Here is a 21699-nt window from a genome sequence, read left to right as displayed (position 1 = left end):
GAAGAGGTGATTTGCTTGAGTATATCTGTACTTTCTTTTCTTTCCATAGCATCACATTTCCTATTGGATTTTTTAGTTTCGTTTTTCAACCCATTAGGACCATATTTGATTCAGAAATTTGGTATAGAAATAAAACTTTTTACAACTTTTTTAACCTTGTCTTCAGCAACAGCGAGTTTATTACAGATTTTTTTTGGATTCTGGTTTGATAGAGTCACTTCAACAAGAAAATACTTGATAGCGATGTACTTTTTAGAAGCTCTTGGTATTGCCATACTTGGTATTGCAACGAATTTTTGGATAGCATTGATATCAATATTCGCTATAAGAATAGCTAATTCGGCATTTCATCCACTTGGTGCGGCAATGGCTGGTGAAGGTACAGGTAAAACGGTGGCAATATTTTCTATAGCTGGGACGTTTGGTGCTGCCTTAGGACCTGTGTTTATTTCGTATTATGTATCAAAATTCAATTCTACGCAAACACTCTGGATTATATCTATTCCATTCGTAATTATAGCTTTTATAATTCTTCGGATAAACTTACCGCAAAAAACTTCCAAGAAGAATGAAAAGATAACTTTAAAAGAGGCATCAATATTGCTTCCAATACTATTGGTAGTTACGATTAGAAGTTTTCTAATGTCGATCGTGCACACGTACACTCCTATTTTTGTGACAAATGTCTTGAAATTTCCGATAACCGTATCCGGAACGTTAATAACATCAGGCATGATAGCTGGTGTTCCTGCAAACTATATAGGGGTTTTACTAATGGAAAAAATAGGTGTCAAAAAACAAGACTTAGTAGCCTTTGCGGGAATGGCACTTTCAGTTTTCTTCTTAGTTTTTTCAAAAACATTAATAGCAATCTTCGTTTCTTTTATAATGTTTGATTTCTGCGGCTTTCTCTTAATGTCAGCTAATGTTGTCCAAGCTCAAAAGATAATGCCTCACAGAAAGGCATTTGCATCTTCAGTCGCCATGGGATTTGCTTGGTCAATTGGTGATTTCATTGCTTCAGGATACAATTCGATATTCGGAAATAATGTTAAGCTCTCGCTGATACTTGTTATCCCCATAGCTATAGTTTCTTCTATCTACTTTGGAATAACCCAAAAATTTGACACAAAATGATTTAAAAGATATACTAATTTGATAGAACAAATCAAAAAAATGAGGTGAAAAATCTATGAGTGAAAATGTCAATACTATATATATAGAAAAATGGGCTTATGGTGGTTACGGCCTAGGCAAATTGCCAGGTGGGAAATTGATATTTGTTGAAGGGGCTTACCCGGGAGAGTTGGTAAATGTCAAAATAACAGAAGAAAAAAGCGATGTTGCGTTTGGAAAGGTGGAGGAAATATTAGAACGAGCTAATTACAGAAGAGTTCCTAAATGTAAATATTTTGGTGTCTGTGGTGGATGCCATATAATGGATATTGACTACAAAAAGCAACTTGAATTAAAAAGGGAAGTTGTTGTTGACCAACTCAAGAGAATTGCAAAATTTGATGGAAAAGTTAGCGATACAATTGAAAGCGATATCGAGTTTGGCTATAGAAACAAGATGGAATATACTTTTACTTATGAAAATAATAAAGTCAAGCTTGGATTAAAAATGAGAAATTCAAATAAGGTAGTCGATATAGATGATTGCCCAATTTCGCCAACTTCGTTTAACAAAGCGCTGCAAGAAATACCAGAAATAGTTGAGATAAGCAAAGTAAAGATATACAATCCTAAAAGTCGTGCTGGAACTCTAAAGCACTTGGTTATGAGATATTCTCATTCAAATAATCAAACAATGGCAATTTTTGTAACGAAAACCGAAAGATTCGAAGAAGCAGAATTCATACGCACTCAAATTTTAAATAGAATTCCTCAAATTAACTCAATTATCCACGTTATGAATTCATCAGATGAGATAGTACTCAGAGGACCGTATAAAACTTTATATGGTTCTGGTGTACTTGAAGTAGAAATGGACTATGAAAAATTTCAAATTCCACCGACAGCTTTCTTTCAGAACAACTACAATGTTGCGGTAAAGATGGTAGATTTTGTAACCAAAAATCTAAATTTAACAGGTTCGGAAAATATTTTAGACCTTTACGCTGGTATAGGAACGTTCACTATGCGGCTCGCAATGCTTTCAAGAAATGTTGTTGCCGTTGAGAGTTCGCATATATCTGTTAAAGCGGGGAAAGCGAATGCAAACATAAACAATTTAAGGAACATAAGATACGAAGAATCTGACGTTGTAGAATTTTTGAAATCGTACACAGGAAATGCAGATATAATTATTCTTGACCCACCAAGAAGTGGTGCGGGAAAAGAAGTATGTAAAGAAATATTACGTATTAAACCTCACAAAATAGCTTACATTTCTTGTGATTCTTCAACACTTGCAAGGGATATAGCATTGTTAAAAGAAGACTATAACATAATTGCAGTACAACCGTTTGATATGTTCCCACAAACTTATCATGTTGAGACTGTAGTTTTGATGGAAAGAAAAGAAAGATAATCGTACAGTAATTTTTAATCTTAATCCAAAATACGAATACGTGGGATCATCCCCACGTATTTTTGTTTTTCATTAAGAGTGAGTTATAATTATTTATGTAATATATCTTTATACTTTTCAATTGACCAAAATTATACTTGATATATTTTTATAAAATGTTAAAATAAAAAATGAAGTAAAATAGTTTATTTACATCAAAAAGGGAGGGTATCATTATGGAAATTGTTGCAAAAATCGTGGATGGTGTTTACTACGTTGGAGTAAACGATAGAGATACTCATCTATTTGAAAACATTTGGCCACTCACAAAGGGTGTTTCGTACAACTCCTATCTAATAGTAGATGAAAAAACTGCGCTTATCGATACTGTAAAAGTCAATAAAATGAAAGAGTACATCGAAAAGATAAACCAAATATTAGATGGCAAATCTCTTGATTATCTAATTATTAACCATATGGAACCAGACCATTCCGGTGCAATTTCTTCTATTGTCCACGCATTTCCAAATGTAAAAATTGTGGGTAACAAAAAAACGTTCGAATTCATAAAAGCCATGTACCATTTAGAAGGTAATTTTTATGAAGTAAAAGAGGGAGACGAAATTAATCTTGGAAACAAAACGTTAAAATTTTACATGACGCCGATGGTACATTGGCCTGAAACAATGATGACTTACGAAGTAAATAACAAAATACTTTTCGCCGGTGATGCCTTTGGTGGCTTTGGATCTTTAGACGGTGGAATATTTGATGACGAAGTTGACGTAAATTATTTCGAAAACGAAATCAGAAGGTACTATTCAAACATAGTGGGAAAATTCGGCCCAATGGTTCAAAAGGCTCTTCAAAAGCTTAGTTCTTTAGAGATTAAAATCGTATGCTCGACACACGGTCCCGTTTGGAGAACCAATCCCGGACATATCATATCAGCTTACGATAGATGGAGTAAATACGAATATGAAGAAGGTGTTGTCATAGCTTACGGTACAATGTATGGCAATACGGAAAAGATGGCAGATTATATAGCAAGGGTACTTGCTGAAGAAGGTGTGAAGAATATAAGAGTCATGAACACATCAACAACGCATGAATCATTTATAATCAACGAAATTTGGAGATTTAAAGGTATTATTCTCGGCACGTGCACGTATAACAATTGGATATTCCCACCAATGGAAAATTTAATTATAAATCTTTCCCACAAAGGACTTCCAAATCGCGTTTTCGGCGTTTTCGGAACATATGGATGGAGTGGTGGAGGAGTTAAAGGTATCGTGGAATACATTCAAAAGAATAAATGGGAAATGGTTGGAGAACCTGTAGAAGTGCAGTTTTCACCTAAAGAAGAAGATTTTGAAAGACTGAGAAAATTAGCTGTAGAAATGGCAAAAGCGGTAAAAAAATAATATTCAGTTCGGTTTCAATTAAAAAGCCGAGCTTTAAGCTCGGCTTTTGTTTTTTTTCGAAGTATCGGTTTATTTTTCTCCCCACCATTCTATCTCTTTACCTTCGATAAACACCTTTTCAACCTTTGCCTGTGGAAGGAATGGGTCGTTATCCCAAATAACTATGTCCGCATCCTTACCTACCTCGATGGAACCAACTTTATCATCTATTCCAAGAATTTTTGCAGGGTTAATTGTGAGCATTTTGAGAATATCATCTTTATTCGCACCATATTTCATGGCAAGTGCAGCATGCATATTTGCGTACTCGAGATGAACCACAGGATGGTCAACCATTATAGCTGTCAAAACTCCTTTTTCATTAAGTATTTTTACATTTTCGTACGTCTGGTCTTTGAGTTCTATCTTTGTTCTAAAACCAAATGGTCCAACCACAACAGGTATATTATTTTCAGCCAAATAATCGGCAACCTTGTACGCTTCAGTACCATGTTCAATGACAAGTTTAAAGTTAAATTCTTTGGCTATCCTAACTGCTGTTACAATATCCTGAGCTCTGTGAGCATGTATTCTTGCAGGGATAACACCTTTAAGAACAAGTTCCCCGACTTCAAGTTTAGGGTCTCTATCTAGAAAAACTCCGTCTTTTTCAATTGCTTTTTTCTTTTTCTCAATATAATCTTGTACTTTCATAAAATACGATCTCATCAAAGCAGCAATTCCAAGTCTTGTTGATGGAAGTTTTTTAAGTTCTCCGTAAACTCTCTTTGGATTTTCACCTGTTGCCATCTTTAGTCCAGCTGGTGATTTAACTATACAATAATCAACGATGTGAGATTTAAACTTAATAATCGCCCCTTGCCCCCCAATGACATTTGCACTGCCCGGAACAATCATAACTGTTGTAAACCCACCATCTAGTGCCCTTTTGATGGCAATATCATAAGGATTAAAAGCATCTATAGCTCGCACTTCTGGAGTAATAGGCTCTCCTATCTCATTACCATCCTGCATGGCTCCAACTGCCTCTTCGTACAATCCAATATGTGAGTGAGCATCGATAAAACCGGGCAAAACATACTTCCCGGATAAATCTAAAACTTTATCCGCTTTCACCTTAATACTTTTACCAACCTTACTAATCTTTCCATCCTCAATTAATACATCTCCAACAAATGTACCATTTGTAACTGTAACAACTGTTCCACCTCTTAAAAGCATCTTTCCCACGATTACCCCTCCTCGAATTATGAAGATTTTGTTAACCAAAGGTATTGATAAATTTCAAAAACCATATTATCTTCTTAAATAGGGGACACCCCCCAATATACTCTCAATAAGGAGGTATCCCGATATGGTTAATGTCCAACTCAAATGCCCTCATTGTGGCTCTTCTAACTTCATCAAAAACGGTCATGATAAGTTCAAAAACCAAATCTTCTTTTGCAAAGATTGCAAGCGTTATTTTAAACTTTCTTTCACCAAAAAACACAAACTTTTTTCTTTCCCTTACCCTCGTTGTGTTCATTGTAACCATGTCATGGAAATTTACAAAATCCGCCGTTATTTCGTTCGTTTCAGATGCAGAAAGTGCAACTTCAAAACTTCTGTTCCACTTTCTCTTCCTCAGCCTGTGCCTTTCAACTTTCATCCTTTCAAATTCTTCCGTTTCCCTATCTATATCATTCTCAAAGCTTTCATCTTGTACTTCAAATACAACCTTTCTCTTCGTGCTATTAAAGCTTGCTTGAATATCAATGTCTCTCATGTCGCTATTTACAAATGGATTATCAAGTTATCTTCTGTTATTTCGCTTTTTGAGTTTGAGAATGTATTTAAAGTTCATGGTGATGAAACAGTTATTGTATTTCGAGACAAAAAGTACTATGTGTGGCTATTAGTTGAGCATGGTACGAATTTAATAGTAGCTTGGCATGTATCAAGATATCGTGATATGTCACAAGTTAAGATATTGTTAGATAAATACTTTAGTCAAAGAAAACAAAACACACAAATAGAGTTAATAACTGATGGACTAAAAGCGTACGAGATAGCAGTGAAACTAAATTTTGATAATGTTGAGCACAGAGAAGTAAGACTAGGTAAAAACAACGAATGTGAATCGAAATTTTCGTTATTTAAGATGTTTGTTAGGGCGAAAAGGAGCTTCAAGAAATTTAGCAACATACGGTACTATGTAAATGGTTTTTGTGTAGTAAGGAACCTATGCAAGTTATATGAGAACGAAAATGAGATGATTACAGCTTTAGCTTCCATCATCACTACTAGTTAACAGCATCATTATGAAATACAGAACTCACGTATAATTATACCACAATCTTGTTCGTAAAGCGAACAATGACATACTTTGTTTTTGAAATTTAACATAAGAATTTAACCAAAAAATTCAAATCCGTGATAAAATTTCTTGTAGAATGAAAAATTTAAAATAGAAAGGTTGAGGAGCTGATGAGATGGGAATTAAGGCAGGTAGATGAACACCTTGTTCAAGAACTCTCTGAAAGGCTGGGTGTAAATAAGTTCGTTGCAAAGTTATTGGTACTGCGTGGTATAAAAACAGAAGAAGATGCCAAAAGATTTCTTAATCCAACGCGTCAAACACTACGTTCTCCATTTTTATTAAAAGACATGGAGAAAGCCGTTGAAATATTGTTAAGAGCAAGAGACAACGGCGAGAAAGTTATAATCCACGGCGATTATGACGTGGATGGTATTACTGGTACGGCTGTACTTTACACTTTTCTTTCAGAAAATGGATGGAACGTAGATTACTACATTCCAAAGCGTGTGGATAATGGTTACGGTATTCAACCACAATTTGTCGAAGAGATTGTTCTAAAGGGATTCAAAACAATCTTAACGGTAGATTGTGGCATAACCGCTTTTGAAGCCGTTGATAAGGCTAAGGAACTTGGTCTAAACATTGTTATAACAGATCATCACCAACCAAAAGAAACCCTTCCTAACGCCGATGCGATTGTTAATCCAAAAAGACCAGACGACGAATATCCTTTCAAGGAATTTGCAGGAGTAGGAGTCGCCTACAAACTTATTACCGCACTAGCAGAAAAAATGAATATCCCACCATCTGTAACCGATGAATTGTTAGATTTAGTTGCCCTTGGTACAGTTGCAGATATGGTTGAACTTTTAGACGAAAATAGGTACATTGTTCGAGAAGGCCTAAAAAGGCTTAACAATACAGCTAAACTCGGCATTGTTCGACTTATTCAAAAAATAGGTATTGCCACGATAAGTACGCGCGATATTGGTTATAGAATCGCTCCAAAACTTAATGCAGCTGGCAGGCTCGATTCTCCTGATGATGCATTTAAACTGATAGTCACCAAAGATGAGGCAAGTGCGACTGAGCTTGTAGAGATTTTGTTAGGATATAATGTAACAAGGCAGGGTATCGAAGCAAAAATATATAACGAAGCTGTACAGATGATTGAATCAAATAACCTTGATAGTTTACCAATAGTTGTTGCTTACGGTTATGGATGGCATCTTGGTGTTATAGGGATAGTCGCCACAAGACTTGTGCATTTGTATAACAAACCTGTTATGGTGATATCCATCGAAGATGGAGTAGGAAGAGGTTCTGCTAGGAGTGTTCAAGGTGTTAACATAATAGAATTACTTGAAAGATTTAGAGATATATTTGAAGATTTTGGTGGGCACACAATGGCACTTGGTTTCAGCTTGAAAGAAGAAAAAATTCCAGAGCTGATAAAAGCAATACGCGAAAAAATAAGAGAAGAAGATATAAAAGTAGAAGAAGTAATTGCCGTAGATGAAAAAATATCTGTAGATGAAATAAATGAAGATTTATTAAAATCAATAGAATTATTAGAGCCATACGGACATGGTAATCCTGAGCCAGTATTTTTAATACAAAACAGCCCAGTTGAACGATTTAAAATCTTTGGTGAAACAGGTTACAACATTCGATTAACTCTAAAAGGTAATAGCAATAGCATAGAAGGTGTAGGGTTTGGACTAAAATTCTCACCAAATGAAATGTATGGTATTCAACCACAATTTATACGAATGGACGTTGTTGGCAACTTAAGGACTGGAGAAGCTGGTCCTCAGCTTAATGTTTTGGATTTAAAATTTTATCATATAAGTGATGATGATGTTATGGATAGAGCCTTTTTGCATTCATTTAGCGTGAACTGGAAACAACAGAAAGAAGAAGAGTACAGTCAAAAACATATAGAAGATGATATATTCTCCAGAATTGAAAAAGTAAGCAATTTATACAAAATACAAAGACCAGCGGTTATAAGATTTAAAATGCACTTTAGGAATGCATTTTTGTACGATTTAATGAGAAAAGGAAGAGTATTAATTATAAATTCATCAAGTATCGAGGCCATGCATATCTATGAAAGTTTACAGAGACATAACATACAAGGCTTGGTACTACTTAATTCTGTTAACAGAAGTAATGGAAGGCACATTGTGACGAATGCGGTATATGCCGATAAGTTCATTTCCAGCTTAGATGATTTTGATTTTGTAGTTTTAAACGAAATTCATTTCTTGAGAAATTTTGACGAAAACCTATTTGAAAGGATAATTTATAAATTTGGTAAGCAAGCATTTTACACAACAATATTTAATTTCGAAACCAATCTTCCAATTTATGAAGTTGAAGGTAAATCTGAATTCTCAATAGAAGATAAGAGAAATCAGCCAAAGTCTCTCAACAATACTGTTTCTTCACTTGTTTATCTATTTTCAACGCATAACTCTGTAGAAATTTTCTTCAACAATTACGTAAAAAAGATGTCCGCTCGAGATACGGTCTTTTACTCTTCACAGCTTGCCCCATTCCAAAGACTAATTATATCCAATCTTGTAAAGAAAAGAAAAATAAAGAGGCTTATTTCTTCAACGAATACAGATGGATTACCTGGTTTATTTGGAAAGGTCGAAGTGAGACTCTTTGACTTCCCTTATACTCTGAGTGAAATAATTGACGCAGTGAGCGGAGATGGAAATGTGCTGCTGCAGTTAAATTATTCAACACAAGACGTGAATAAAAGATACGAATCATTGAAAAAATTATTCCCCACGCTTGAAAACTTGGAAAAGATAGTTGAAGAATTAAATATATATCTTCCGATGAAACAAGATGATTTTGAGGCTATATTATCAAATTACGATATACCAAAGGGGGTTGTAAAGAGCATTTACAAAGATCTCGGCGGAATAGTTGAAAATATAGTTAAACCTGTTGATTTTATTCCAGAAAAAATAACAAGGCTTAAAGAAAGAGAAATTGAATTACCTTATTTTGAAAGATACACTCTTCAACTCGAGGCCTTATCTATGAAAGAAATATACAGACTGATAGAGGAGAGATATATGCATGACTCAGAACTTAAAATATATTTTAAGGACTGAAAAACCTATTGAAAATCTCATTGAGCTAAGAAAAAAAGGAATACATGCAAAATTATTCCCCGATCCAAAAAATCCGTCAAAGATGGTTATAGCACTAGATGAAGTTACTGAAAACGAAAGCAAGATTGGAAATATCGAAAAACTTGGAGGAAATATTATAGATGAGTATTATAGCCATTGATTATGGAAAAAGTAAGTGTGGCTATGCCATTGGAAACGTTTTTGTTTCTGAGAGCGGAACAATTAAAACCTCGGAAATACATACAAAGATATCGTCATTCAAAAAAATAATTTTAGGTATACCATTATCCATGAGTGGAAATTATTCTACGCAAACATTTGAAGTTATAAAATTCGGTATAAAACTTTTGAAACAGGGAAAAGAAGTACTTTTTATAGATGAAAGGTTGACAACCCAGATGGCAAAAACATACCAAAAAAAAGACGATGACCGCTTCAGTGCTGAGCAGCTTTTATTGGACTATATCAATAATCCACAAAGGGTGAAAAAACTCGAAATAACAAAAATAAAGCAGTCACAAGAGATAAAAGCAGAATTTGCAATTGTAATAGAAGTCCCATACGATGATAAATTCAATATTTCATCTGGAATCGCGTTCTCCGAAGATCCATATACAGCCTACACGTTATTTTCAAAAGGTTTTTTCGTATATAGAGTCTTTAAAGATTTTTCTAAGTCACTTTCCGAGATTGAAAAAAAACCAGAATGTATTATAATTAACAACGAAATTAGACAGATATTGTCTAATTTAGATTTAGAATTGAGAGATACACAAATTAATCAAATACCTGTTTATTCATTCACTGTTACAAAAGAATAGTTTTTAAGTGCTCGTAGCTCAATTGGATAGAGCGTCGGACTCCGGATCCGAAGATTGCGGGTTCAAGTCCCGCCGAGCACACCAAGTGTAAAAATATCGATAATTTTTTTACCATAAAATTGAATGACTTTTGAAGGGGGTTATTTAAATGAACACACGTTTAGAAGAGGTCAAAGCAAAAATTTTCGAAAAGAATGTTGATGCAATATTGGTTTTGAATGTTGAGTCGTCAAATACTGTTACAACAAGATATCTTTCAGGTTTCACTGGAAGTTTTTCCGCACTGCTTATCACACCAAAAAGACATCTTATTGTCACCGATTCACGCTATTGGACACAGGTAAAAGAAGAAAGTACGTTTGAATTAGTTAAATATATCCCGCCTAAAACGTTTTTGGATACAATCGCTGAATTAATAAATTCCATGGAGTTACAAAAGCTTGCTATTGAAAAAGACAGGATATCAGCTGGCTATTTTGAAGATTTGAGAGAAAAATTAAAAATCGAATTTGAAGATGTTTCTTCATTATTACTTGAGGTACGTTCAAGAAAAACAGAAGAAGAAATTGAAAAAATAAAAGTAGCGGTTGAAATTGCCCAAGAAGCATTTAAAAAGATGCTTGAAATAGCAAAACCTGGTATGAAAGAATACGAACTCGCAGCATATTTGGAATATCAAATGAAATTATTTGGGGCAGATGATAGAGCTTTTGATACTATAATCGCATCTGGCTATAGAGGCGCGTTACCACATGGCAAAGCGTCTGAAAAAGTCATTGAAAAAGGAGAGGCAATTGTCGTTGACTGGGGCGCAAGGTATAAAGGATATAACAGCGATTTGACAAGGGTATTTTCAATTGGTGAACCTTCAGATAAAGTGAAAGAGGTTCATAAAATAGTATACGACGCTCAGCAAAAAGCACTCGATTCGATAAAGGCTGGAATCACAGGCAAAGAAGTTGATTCAATCGCAAGAAATCATATTGCTGAAAGTGGATATGGAGAATATTTTGGTCACGGTTTAGGACACGGACTAGGCTTAGAAGTACATGAAAATCCAAGTCTAAGTTATAGAAATGAAAAACCTCTTGAGGATGGACATATTGTGACGGTTGAACCTGGAATATATCTCGAAGGAGAGTTTGGAATAAGGATAGAAGAAGATGTTGTGGTTAGGGAAAATGGATGTGAAATATTATCAACTCTACCAAGGGAGATAATAATCATTTAAATTAAACACTTGTTTAGGTGAGTTTGATGACAAAGAAAAAAAGTAACGACGTGGGTGTTAACATAGGAAAAGAAATATCAAAAATGAATATAGTCACAGGCTTTGGATTTACGATTATCGCGAACATATTAGTTAGTATTATAATAGGGATGTTCTTAGATAATATGTTTGGTACGGGTAAAATTTTTCTGATAATATTTGTATTCTTAGGTTTAGCTTCAGGTATCTACAATGGTATAAAGTATATACTGAAAGAAGTTGAAAAATATGAAAAAGAAGAACAAAGAGAACAAAAATCAAAAAATGATGAAAAGTAATGAAAAAGTACCACTAAGAGTCAAAAAGTCAAAAGCTTATCAAGAATTACTAAAATTGGCTCAGGATAATGATAATGAAGTAAACGAAAATAATAACAATAATATTGAAACAAATTATCTCATCACAGATATAAAATTTGATGAAAATTTACGTAAAACATTAAAGGGAATATTAAAAAACATAATAAAGTATTCTATACCTTTTATAATAGTTGAGTTAACATTATTCATAATATTTGGTCTTTGGAGCGCAATAATTGGGCTTTTCTTTGGGACTATAGGTTCATTGCTCGGACTTTTGTTTATTGCAAAAAGTTACGAGAATTATGATATAATAACTTTAGGTTCATTTAAAATTCCAAAAATGTATGGTTTAAGATACATATTTTATGCTTCGCTCTTTCTTTTATCCACTCTTATAACAAAAGAGCCTATGTGGGGAATAATAGGTACTTTCATAGGAATGATTAATTTAAAAATGGTTATCTATTTGTTCTCTTGGAGGTGGTAAAATTGACAAAAAAAAGGAAAATGAGCACAAAAGCTAAAGTTCAATTGCTGATTTTTTTGGTTGTATATGTAACTGTTGGAATGCTTAACATAAAATTGGGTGGACTTCCGCCTACTCCAGGTGATGCCCTTAAAAACGTTGCAAATAGATGGATTGTAGGTCCTTCAACGGATGCATGGTATCAAAGAATAAATCCTATGACAATTTTCATGTCATTTGTAATTATCGGAATTATCATTTGGTTCGCAAAGCAAGTTAACAAGGACTATTCCATTGTTCCTACAAAGAAGCAATCATTTGCTGAGTCGATAATGGAATTTATTTACGATATTGTACAGAGTAGTATTCCTGATGAAAAGTACGCAAATATAACTTTTAAAATTGCTACAACACTTTTTATATACATAGCCGTTTCGAACTTGATAGGTGGTTTTATACCAGGTATCTCAGTCGATGTATCCAAAACAATTACAGATGGTGGAGAAGTAATAAGAAATGTTAAATTCGTCTTATTTAGTGACACTTGGATCCCTCCAACATCAGATCTTAATACAAATCTAACATACGCTGTAATGGTATTTGTAATTAGCCAATATTTTGGAATAAAGTCAAAAGGTATAAAAGAGTGGTTCAAAGGTTTTCTTGAACCAGTACCATTTCTTTTACCAATGAACATAATTGGAGAACTTGCAAAACCGGTTTCACATTCTTTACGTTTGTTTGGAAATATAACAGGTGGGGGAATACTTGTTTTAACACTAAGCTACTTTGTAAAATACTTATTCCTACCACCATTTTTATGGGGATACTTTGGAATATTCTCGGGACTGATTCAAGCGTTTGTTTTCTCAACGTTGACTGTTGCATATATATCTTCTCAAGTATCTTAAATTTAAAACATTATAATTACACTTAACAATTACACTTAAAGAGGGAGGTATTTACGATGGATCAAGAAAGTGTAAAGATTATTGCGGATGCTATTATCACTGCTGGTAAAGCTATTGGAGCAGGACTTTGTATGGGACTTGGTGCAATTGGTCCTGGTGTAGGTGAAGGTCACGTTGGTGGACACGCAATGGATGCTATCGCAAGGCAACCAGAACTTACAAACGTTATTGTTACAAGGATGTTGCTTGCAGACGCTATCGCTGAAACAACAGGTATTTACTCATTGCTTATTACCTTTTTGATACTATTCGCTTTGTGAGGCGAGGTATATGGACTTTTTTGAAATTAACTTAACTGCTGTAGTACAATTATTAAATTTTCTATTTTTACTATGGATTCTTAATAAGCTTCTTTATAAGCCTTTCCTGGGAATGATGGAAAAGAGGAAAGAGAAAATTGAAGGAGAAATTGTAGAAGCTGAAAAACTTAGGAAGCAAGCTGAAGAAATAAAGAAAAATGCCGAAGAAGAGCTAAAAAATGCTCGTATAAGAGCTGAACAAATAATCGCTTCTGCAAACTCAGAATCTGAAAAGATAGTTGAAGAAGCCAAACAAAAAGCCCAAAAAGAAGCTGAGAAAATTTTACAAAACGCTTACTTAGAAATCGAAAAGCAAAAACAAGAAGCGCTCGCGCAAGTACAGACAATTGCTACGGAACTTGCTATTAATCTTGCAATGAAAGTGCTCAAAGGCACACTTGATGAAAAAGCAAAGAGAGAATATCTTGCTAAGGTTATAAAGGAGTATGAAAAATGATGTACTCGGCAATTGCGAGCAAATATGCGTTGGCTTTGTACAACATATCTAAAACCAACGGAAAAACTGAGACTTACAAAGAACTCCTAAACATTCTTGGAGATATTTATAACTTAGCATCAGTATATCTAAACAACCAAGCGATTAAACCTGAAAATCGTGTTCAATTTGTTTTGAATATCATGAAAGAGTTGAAAATCGAATACGACGAAATTTTTCGTAAGTTTATTAACTTACTCATCGTAAATAAAAGACTAAAGTATATTAATCAAATAATTTCTTTCTTTGACTATACTATTCTTGAAGATAAAGGACTTATACCAGTTAATGTTACCTCGGCCATGGAACTTTCAAAAGAGGAAGAAGAAATTCTTTCAAAATTTGTTGAAAAATACACAAACAGAAAACCAGTATTTAATGTAACGGTGGATGATAGTTTAATAGCTGGTGTTGTTGTGGAGTTCGCCGGTAAGACACTTGATGTAACAGTTAAGGGAAGACTTCAAAATATCGCAAGGAACATTCTAAATAGAGAGGGGTGATACCTTGAGATTAAACCCTGGAGAAATCGTAAGAGTTTTAGAAACAAAAATATCTGATTACAAAGAAGAAATAAGACTGGAAGATACAGGAAAGGTTATACAAGTTGGTGATGGTATAGCAAGGGTATACGGTTTAAACAATGTAATGGCGAATGAAATGGTTGAATTCGTCGAGACAGGCACGAAAGGACTTGCATTTAACTTAGAAGAAGACAACGTCGGTATAATTATACTCGGTGATTATAAAGATATAAAAGAAGGACACACGGTTAGACGTTTAAACAGAATAATGGAAGTTCCAGTTGGCGAAGGTTTACTCGGCCGCGTTGTTAATCCTCTTGGTGAACCTTTAGATGGACTTGGACCAGTAGAATATAAAGAAACAAGACCTATAGAATTCAAAGCACCTGGTGTTATTTTCAGAAAACCTGTAGATACTCCTCTACAAACTGGTTTAAAGGTTGTTGATTCACTTATTCCAATTGGACGAGGACAAAGAGAGTTAATTATAGGTGACAGACAGACAGGTAAAACAGCTATAGCTATCGACACTATAATAAACCAAAAAGGTAAGGGTGTCTATTGTATTTATGTTGCAATCGGTCAGAAGGCATCCGCCGTAGCAAGAATCGTTGAAAAACTTAGACAAACTGGCGCAATGGAATACACTACTGTTGTTGTTGCCGCGTCATCTGATCCAGCAACATTACAATACATAGCTCCATATGCTGGATGTGCCATGGGCGAGTATTTCATGTTCAACGGAAAAGATGCATTAGTTGTATACGATGACCTCTCCAAACATGCGGTCGCATATAGACAAATTTCTCTGCTCCTTAGAAGACCACCGGGAAGGGAAGCTTACCCTGGCGATGTCTTTTACCTACACTCTAGACTTCTTGAAAGGGCAGCCCGATTAAATGAAAAATACGGTGGGGGTTCGTTAACCGCTCTGCCAATTATAGAAACGCAAGCAAACGATATATCTGCATATATTCCTACAAATGTTATTTCTATTACCGATGGGCAAATATATCTTGAACCAGGTTTATTCTACGCTGGTCAACGTCCAGCAGTTAATATCGGTCTCTCTGTCTCACGTGTCGGTGGTGCAGCACAAATAAAAGCAATGAAACAAGTTGCTGGTTCTTTAAAACTCGACTTAGCACAATTCCAAGAACTCGAAACGTTCGCACAATTTGCAACTGAACTTGATCCAGCCACGCAAGCACAAATTACACGTGGACAAAGACTAATGGAATTAATGAAACAACCACAGTACAGTCCTATGGAAGTAGAAGATCAAGTAGTAGTACTATTTGCTGGTATAAATGGATACCTTGATGATTTACCAATCAATGCAGTTAAGGCTTTTGAAGAAGGGCTATTGAAATTTGTAAAAGAAAAATATTCCAGTCTTTTAGATGAAATACGAACAACAAAACAACTTTCAAAAGAAAACGAAACAAAATTACACGCAGTAATAAAGGAGTTCAAAGAAGAATTTGTTAAACTCTATGGGAAGTGATAAATAATGAGTCGTGGTAAACTATTACAAATCAAAAGACGCATAAATGCCACGCAATCTTTAAAGAAAATAACAAAAGCAATGGAAATGGTTTCAACCGCTCAAATAAAAAAAGTTGAAAAAAGGTTGAAGATGGCTCGTGAGTTTCTCAACGAAACAAAAAACATAGTTGAGAAAGTTCATTTTGATGTTAAGCATCCATTCATTAATGGCGAAGGTAAAAGTGCACTTGTTGTAATTGGTACAGATATGGGACTTTGTGGTTCTTTCCCATCGGAAATTGCTAAGAAAGCTTTAAGCTTGGATAAAAAAGAAAACTTTGACTACATATACGTAGTTGGTACAAAACTTGCTCCTATATTTAAGAAGCATGAAAAAATTCAACGTATATACGAGCATGCTTACGAGGTACCAACATTTGAATTCGCACAAACGCTAATTAGTGATTTAGTTTTAAATAATGTCTCAAAAGTAAAGGTAATTTACGGAAAGTTTAGAAGTAAGCTTGCACAAATTCCTGATGTTTTTCAACTTGTTCCATTTACTCAGGAGAATGAAAAAAAAGGTGATAGGTACGAATTTGAACCACTTGAAGATGAATTTCAAATTAAGCTTATAGAATTCTACGCTGCATCAGTATTGTTCTCTTTAGCATTTGAGACTAAGATAAGTGAGCTATACGCAAGGCAAAACGCAATGAGAAATGCGACAGAAAATGCAGAAGAAGTTGTTAGACTTCTAACGATAGAATATAACAAAGCGAGACAAGCGTCTATTACTCAAGAACTCATAGAAATAGTAACTGGAGCAGACGCACTCAAAGAAGATTAATTGAGAGTGATGGAGTGGTATACAAGCCACGAATCAGGAGGAGTGATACGTGTGTCCAAAAAATCTATTGGAAAGATTGTGAGAATAATTGGTCCTGTCGTAGATGTGAAATTTTCAGAAGGTGAGTTACCTGACATATACGACGCGCTTGTTGTAAATAATCCTCAAACAGGCAAAAAACTTATACTTGAAGTTGAACAGTTGATTGGTGATAATACGGTAAGAACAGTTGCTATGGATAGTACTGATGGGCTCATTCGTGGAATGGAAGTTGAAAACACAGGAGAACCTATAAAAGCTCCAGTTGGTCGCGGAATCCTTGGAAGAATGATTAATGTTATAGGCGAACCCATCGATGAAAATGGAGAATTAAAAGATGTAGAATACTGGCCTATCCATAGACCTGCACCATCTATGGCTGAACAAAAAACAGAAATTGAAATTCTTGAAACTGGTCTGAAAGTCATAGATTTACTTGCTCCATTCCCAAAAGGTGGTAAGATAGGTTTCTTTGGTGGTGCTGGTGTTGGTAAAACCGTTCTTGTTATGGAAATGATTAGAAATATCGCAATCGAGCACAAAGGTTTCTCAATGTTTGCAGGAGTTGGAGAACGTACAAGGGAAGGTAACGACTTATACCTTGAAATGCAAGAAGCTGGTGTTTTAAATAATACGGTTCTAGTTTTTGGCCAGATGAATGAACCACCGGGAGCAAGGTTTAGAGTAGCACTCACCGCACTTACCGTCGCTGAATATTTTAGAGATGTTGAAGGTAGAGATGTCCTATTATTTATAGATAACATTTTTAGATTTGTACAAGCAGGTAGTGAAGTTTCTGCATTGCTTGGTAGAATGCCTTCAGCGGTTGGTTACCAACCAACACTTGCAACTGATATGGGCGAACTTCAAGAAAGAATTACTTCAACCAAGCGCGGATCTATAACTTCAGTTCAGGCAATTTACGTACCTGCTGATGATATAACTGACCCAGCTCCTGCAACAACATTTACACACCTTGATGCAACAATAGTTCTTTCAAGGCAGTTGGCTGCACTTGGTTTGTATCCTGCAGTTGACCCTCTGGATTCCACATCAAAAATACTCGATCCAAATATAGTTGGTAAGGAACATTATGAAGTTGCGCGTGGTGTTCAAGAGGTCCTACAAAGGTATAAAGACTTACAGGACATCATTGCGATCCTTGGTATGGAAGAACTCTCTGAAGAAGATAAATTAATTGTTCAAAGAGCAAGGAAAATTCAAAGATTCTTGACACAACCAACGCACGTTGCTGAAAGATTTACTGGAATGCCCGGTGTATACGTTCCTATTAAAGAAACGATAAGAGGATTCAAAGAAATTCTTGAAGGTAGATACGATGACCTTCCAGAAGCCGCATTCTACATGGTTGGTACGATAGATGAAGCCGTTGAAAAAGCAAAGAAATTAACCCAGGCGGTTGTAATATAAAGCATTAAATATTCGGCAGTCATTGTTGGCTGCCGGTTCCTTGTTATTATGATGAAAGATGAAATACAAAAGATAGGAGTGTTGCTTTATGAAAATAAAAATTGTGACACCATACAAAATTATGGAATTTAGTAACGCAAAAATTCTTGTTTTCAAAACAGTTGAGGGGGAAATGGGTGTTCTTGATAAAAGGGCTCCATTAATTGCTAAATTGGCTGTAACAGACGTTAGAATAAAAACAGAAGATGGAGAAGAAAAATATAGGGTAGTAGATGGTTTCATCCATTGTGATGGAAATAGCAACGTTACTATACTTACTGAAGAAGTCGGGAAGCCTGAAGAATTTGATCCACACAAGTATCTTGGTGATGGTATAAGCAGCGGTAAAGCAGATTAAAGTTCTGCTTGGAAAATTGAGATAAAAGCTTTGGAGGTGTAATTTAATTTGAAATATGCCGTTGTTGTCGACAGTACAACAAAATTAAGAAAAGAATTCTTAAAGAAGATTGAAGATAAAGTAGAAGTGATTACAATACCCGTCAGAGTGTATATTGATGATAAAGAATACGAAGACAGTGAAGAAGTATCAGAAAAGATAATAGAAGCACTTAAAGAAGAAAAAAAGTTAGAAACATCTCTTCCATTGATAACCAAAGTAGAAGAAACTTTCGAAAAATTATCAAACAAATACCAGTATGTTTATGTTCTATCAGTTTCTTCGCTTTTGAGTGGAACTTATAATTTATTCAACACAATAGCGAGCAAATACGAAAATATTATTGTTTTCGACTCGAAAACGGTTAGTATTCAAAATACTTACATTTTTGAACGAATGATTACAGATATTTTGAATGGTAAAATATTGGAAGAAAATGATATAATATCTTATAGAGATGATTCTTTGTTCTTAATTTCGGTCTTTGATTTAAAGCGACTCAATAAAAGCGGAAGAATTGGAAAAATTAGTTCAATTATAGGACAAATGATACACATAAAACCAATACTAACAGTGGCACGTACGGGCGAAGTTGAATTAGTCGGTAAATCACTGAGTACAAAAAAATTGACTGATTTAATGATAAATAAATTTGAAAGTTTTATTGAAAAGAATAAATCTGAAGGACAAGAAAATTATGTACTTTATGCTGCTGTTGGTTCAGATGATTACAAGCAATATGTGTATGAAATCTCTAATCACTTTAATATAAAACCTGTGTTTTTAGAAATCGGACCTGCGATTATGGTACACGTTGGTTTACACGGTTTTGGTATTTTAATTGCCAAGGGGGTTAATTATGAATAACATTTACATTTTCGACAGTTCTGCTGACTTTCAAAATGATTTAAAATTTGATGTTCCAACAGACAAATTTCCACTAAGAGTATATGTAAACGATAAAGAATATATAGACAAAATTACTATAACTGATGAAGAATTTTATAAACATTGTCTTTCTGGTGCAAAAATCGCTACATCTCAACCTAAAACCGAAGAAATGCGTGAAAAACTTTTAAAGTATTCAAAAGAGTACGATGACGTTTATGTTGTAACAATCTCATCAAAATTAAGTGGTACCTACGATACTATAAGCTCTATAGTAAAAAACGAGAATTTAAAAAATATTCACGTATTTGATTCAAAGAGTGGAAGTGTTAAAACAACTTATATTCTCTACAGAGTTATAAATGCAGTTGAAAATGGTATAAAAGTTACTCAGGAATTAGTAGATGAGTTTGTGAGAAAAAGCCTTTTAGTTTTCACTGTCTCATCACTCGAGTACTTAGAACGTGGTGGTAGAATCGGTAAAGCCAAGGCATTAATTGGGAGATTATTGAAAATCAAACCTATTTTATCTACTGACGAAGAAGGTTACACATTTTCTATTGACACATCACGTACATTAGATGGCTGTGTTTCAAAGATGAGAGAAATTGCTCAAAATTTTGCTCGAAATATAAACAATCCTATTGTAATTGGAGGTTTAGGTGTTAGTACAATGAAACCATATTTTGATAAGCTTTTGGATGGCTTCCACGTCCATTCAATAGCCAGGATAGGTCCTGCTATTGCCGCTCACGTTGGCCCTGAAGTATTTGGATTTGTAATTGGGGAAAATTTTAATATATAAAATTACTATATGGGGAGGTTCGGTGATGATAAAAGACTACTTAAACAGTATCGTCGAAGAAAAATCTTCAAAGGATTTCATAATATTCTCTTCTTTGTTGTTTTCGATTGGGTTTATCATGTCTATAATTTCAAACGCATTTTTCTTTATAGATCACGTTGCCGTCAAGGTATTCATAGGCATTGCAAACACTGCATTCTTCATTGGAATAATAGGACTTACCATAGTAATAAGCAAATGGTTTAACGTCGATGATGAAAAACTTCGTGCATTATCAAACCTTTACATGATATTTATGCTCATTTTTACCTTTATTGGTTATTTCATACCATTTCTATTTTTGATTTCGACAGCTCTTTTGATTTCTCTTATTTTGACAGCGAAAAAATTTGTTTTATCGGATGAGAAATTAGTGATATCAAAAGTAGTAAGTTATTTCCTTATCACTTTGTCTTTCTACACAATGGAGCTTGTGACGGAGCTAAACGAGGAAATCGCTCGGAGGTGATTATATGGAGATTAAGACTTTTTCCAAAGGTATCGAACTTTCAGATGCTGTTGTTTCTTATCTTGAAGAAAAGTTAGAAAAAGTAAAGAGAGTGCTCAGCTCTTTTAAAGACAAAGCAAACATCAACATCGAAGCGCGTTTTGACAAAGATGGTCCATATTATACTCTCTTACTTAAAACACATTTTAACGGAAAAGATATTGTTGTTCAAGAGAAGGCAAATGATATTTACGGTGTTATTGACAGTGCATCGGACAGTTTTGAAAAATCGGTAAAAAAAGAAAGAGAATATTACAAATCTCACCACAAATCAAATGTAAAAAGTGCAATTGAAGTAATTGCTGAAGAACTAACACCAAGAGACCTCTCAGAAGAGGAAGAAGAAAAGATAGACACAGTAAAAAGAGTATTTTTAGCAAATATCTCTCTTGAAGAAGCACTTGCCCAAATGGATGTTATGAATCACGCTTTCTTTGTTTTTAGAAACGTAGATACAGGTGAAATCAATCTATTATACAGGAAAAATGGTAAGTACGGATTAATAGAGTTCCAAGACTAAAAACGCTAAAAAATAAAAATAAATTTCTATAAATCACAAGTGCCCCGATTTGGGGCACTTGACTTTTTTTATCCAAGGTATTATCATAGAACTGGAATTATCGTGAAATAATTAACGAAACAAATCAAAAATTTTTGGAGATGGGAG

The 21699-nt window shown here is 34.5% G+C and carries 23 protein-coding genes and 1 tRNA gene; 23 read left to right on the top strand and 1 reads right to left on the bottom strand.

What is annotated here, in order from left to right:
- Positions 1-15: 15 nt before the first annotated feature.
- From FNOD_RS01755 to FNOD_RS01745, 3 genes are all read left to right on the top strand, one after another.
- Positions 16-1137, top strand: a complete 1122-nt coding sequence (locus FNOD_RS01755) for an MFS transporter (protein ID WP_011993526.1) — start codon at positions 16-18, stop codon at positions 1135-1137.
- A 55-nt stretch (positions 1138-1192) separates the two neighbouring features.
- Positions 1193-2533: a 23S rRNA (uracil(1939)-C(5))-methyltransferase RlmD gene (rlmD, locus tag FNOD_RS01750; RefSeq protein ID WP_011993525.1), complete on the top strand. Its 1341-nt coding sequence runs from the start codon at positions 1193-1195 to the stop codon at positions 2531-2533.
- A gap of 215 nt (positions 2534-2748) precedes the next feature.
- Entirely contained in the window at positions 2749-3939 is a 1191-nt protein-coding gene (locus FNOD_RS01745) for an FprA family A-type flavoprotein (protein WP_011993524.1), read from the top strand.
- Positions 3940-4008: 69 nt separating this feature from the next.
- Here the strand turns inward: FNOD_RS01745 and FNOD_RS01740 are convergent, their stop codons facing one another.
- The gene (locus FNOD_RS01740; protein WP_041257055.1) at positions 4009-5160 is read right to left on the bottom strand and encodes an amidohydrolase; all 1152 of its coding nucleotides are present in this window, start codon (positions 5158-5160) and stop codon (positions 4009-4011) included.
- A gap of 133 nt (positions 5161-5293) precedes the next feature.
- On the opposite strand from FNOD_RS01740, the gene FNOD_RS09650 reads away from it, so the two are divergent.
- The 20 genes from FNOD_RS09650 (at position 5294) to FNOD_RS01640 (ending at position 21552) form a co-directional block, all read left to right on the top strand.
- Positions 5294-6232 (top strand): DDE-type integrase/transposase/recombinase, encoded by a 939-nt coding sequence (locus tag FNOD_RS09650; protein WP_011993268.1) that lies wholly within the window; start codon positions 5294-5296, stop codon positions 6230-6232.
- A 176-nt stretch (positions 6233-6408) separates the two neighbouring features.
- Positions 6409-9378: a single-stranded-DNA-specific exonuclease RecJ gene (recJ, locus tag FNOD_RS01730; protein ID WP_011993522.1), complete on the top strand. Its 2970-nt coding sequence runs from the start codon at positions 6409-6411 to the stop codon at positions 9376-9378.
- Positions 9344-9559 carry a hypothetical protein gene (locus FNOD_RS01725; protein ID WP_041256782.1) on the top strand — a complete coding sequence of 72 codons (216 nt, stop codon included), beginning with the start codon at positions 9344-9346 and terminating at the stop codon, positions 9557-9559. Before recJ ends, FNOD_RS01725 begins: the two co-directional genes overlap by 35 nt.
- Entirely contained in the window at positions 9540-10220 is a 681-nt protein-coding gene (ruvX, locus tag FNOD_RS01720) for a Holliday junction resolvase RuvX (RefSeq protein WP_011993521.1), read from the top strand. Before FNOD_RS01725 ends, ruvX begins: the two co-directional genes overlap by 20 nt.
- Before the next feature lie 7 nt (positions 10221-10227).
- A tRNA-Arg gene (locus tag FNOD_RS01715) sits at positions 10228-10304 on the top strand.
- Between the two features lie 64 nt (positions 10305-10368).
- Positions 10369-11451, top strand: a complete 1083-nt coding sequence (locus FNOD_RS01710) for a M24 family metallopeptidase (RefSeq protein WP_011993520.1) — start codon at positions 10369-10371, stop codon at positions 11449-11451.
- Positions 11452-11477: 26 nt separating this feature from the next.
- Positions 11478-11768 carry an AtpZ/AtpI family protein gene (locus FNOD_RS01705; protein ID WP_011993519.1) on the top strand — a complete coding sequence of 97 codons (291 nt, stop codon included), beginning with the start codon at positions 11478-11480 and terminating at the stop codon, positions 11766-11768.
- Complete coding sequence (locus tag FNOD_RS01700; RefSeq protein WP_041256779.1) at positions 11719-12279, top strand: hypothetical protein; 561 nt, start codon at positions 11719-11721, stop codon at positions 12277-12279. The genes FNOD_RS01705 and FNOD_RS01700 overlap by 50 nt, the downstream gene beginning before the upstream one ends.
- A gap of 20 nt (positions 12280-12299) precedes the next feature.
- Complete coding sequence (atpB, locus tag FNOD_RS01695) at positions 12300-13169, top strand: F0F1 ATP synthase subunit A (RefSeq protein ID WP_041257053.1); 870 nt, start codon at positions 12300-12302, stop codon at positions 13167-13169.
- A gap of 56 nt (positions 13170-13225) precedes the next feature.
- Entirely contained in the window at positions 13226-13489 is a 264-nt protein-coding gene (locus tag FNOD_RS01690) for a F0F1 ATP synthase subunit C (protein ID WP_011993516.1), read from the top strand.
- Between the two features lie 10 nt (positions 13490-13499).
- On the top strand, positions 13500-13985 hold the full coding sequence (atpF, locus tag FNOD_RS01685) for a F0F1 ATP synthase subunit B (RefSeq protein WP_011993515.1): 486 nt from the start codon (positions 13500-13502) through the stop codon (positions 13983-13985).
- On the top strand, positions 13982-14527 hold the full coding sequence (locus FNOD_RS01680; RefSeq protein WP_011993514.1) for a F0F1 ATP synthase subunit delta: 546 nt from the start codon (positions 13982-13984) through the stop codon (positions 14525-14527). Before atpF ends, FNOD_RS01680 begins: the two co-directional genes overlap by 4 nt.
- A gap of 4 nt (positions 14528-14531) precedes the next feature.
- A complete protein-coding gene (gene atpA, locus FNOD_RS01675) occupies positions 14532-16055 on the top strand; it encodes a F0F1 ATP synthase subunit alpha (RefSeq protein ID WP_011993513.1) in 1524 nt (507 codons plus the stop codon).
- 6 nt (positions 16056-16061) lie between these two features.
- A complete protein-coding gene (atpG, locus tag FNOD_RS01670; protein WP_011993512.1) occupies positions 16062-16886 on the top strand; it encodes an ATP synthase F1 subunit gamma in 825 nt (274 codons plus the stop codon).
- A gap of 51 nt (positions 16887-16937) precedes the next feature.
- Positions 16938-18356, top strand: a complete 1419-nt coding sequence (gene atpD / locus FNOD_RS01665; protein ID WP_011993511.1) for a F0F1 ATP synthase subunit beta — start codon at positions 16938-16940, stop codon at positions 18354-18356.
- Positions 18357-18444: 88 nt separating this feature from the next.
- The gene (locus FNOD_RS01660; RefSeq protein WP_011993510.1) at positions 18445-18753 is read left to right on the top strand and encodes a F0F1 ATP synthase subunit epsilon; all 309 of its coding nucleotides are present in this window, start codon (positions 18445-18447) and stop codon (positions 18751-18753) included.
- Positions 18754-18801: 48 nt separating this feature from the next.
- A complete protein-coding gene (locus FNOD_RS01655; protein ID WP_011993509.1) occupies positions 18802-19659 on the top strand; it encodes a DegV family protein in 858 nt (285 codons plus the stop codon).
- Entirely contained in the window at positions 19652-20485 is an 834-nt protein-coding gene (locus FNOD_RS01650) for a DegV family protein (protein WP_011993508.1), read from the top strand. Before FNOD_RS01655 ends, FNOD_RS01650 begins: the two co-directional genes overlap by 8 nt.
- Before the next feature lie 25 nt (positions 20486-20510).
- Positions 20511-20993: a hypothetical protein gene (locus tag FNOD_RS01645; RefSeq protein WP_011993507.1), complete on the top strand. Its 483-nt coding sequence runs from the start codon at positions 20511-20513 to the stop codon at positions 20991-20993.
- Between the two features lie 4 nt (positions 20994-20997).
- On the top strand, positions 20998-21552 hold the full coding sequence (locus FNOD_RS01640) for a ribosome hibernation promotion factor (RefSeq protein ID WP_011993506.1): 555 nt from the start codon (positions 20998-21000) through the stop codon (positions 21550-21552).
- Positions 21553-21699: the final 147 nt, after the last annotated feature.

Source organism: Fervidobacterium nodosum Rt17-B1, from assembly GCF_000017545.1.
In the GTDB taxonomy this organism is placed as follows: Bacteria; Thermotogota; Thermotogae; order Thermotogales; family Fervidobacteriaceae; genus Fervidobacterium; species Fervidobacterium nodosum.
The sequence above is the reverse complement of the archived record's forward strand: the minus strand, read 5'-3'. Positions and strand labels throughout refer to the sequence as shown.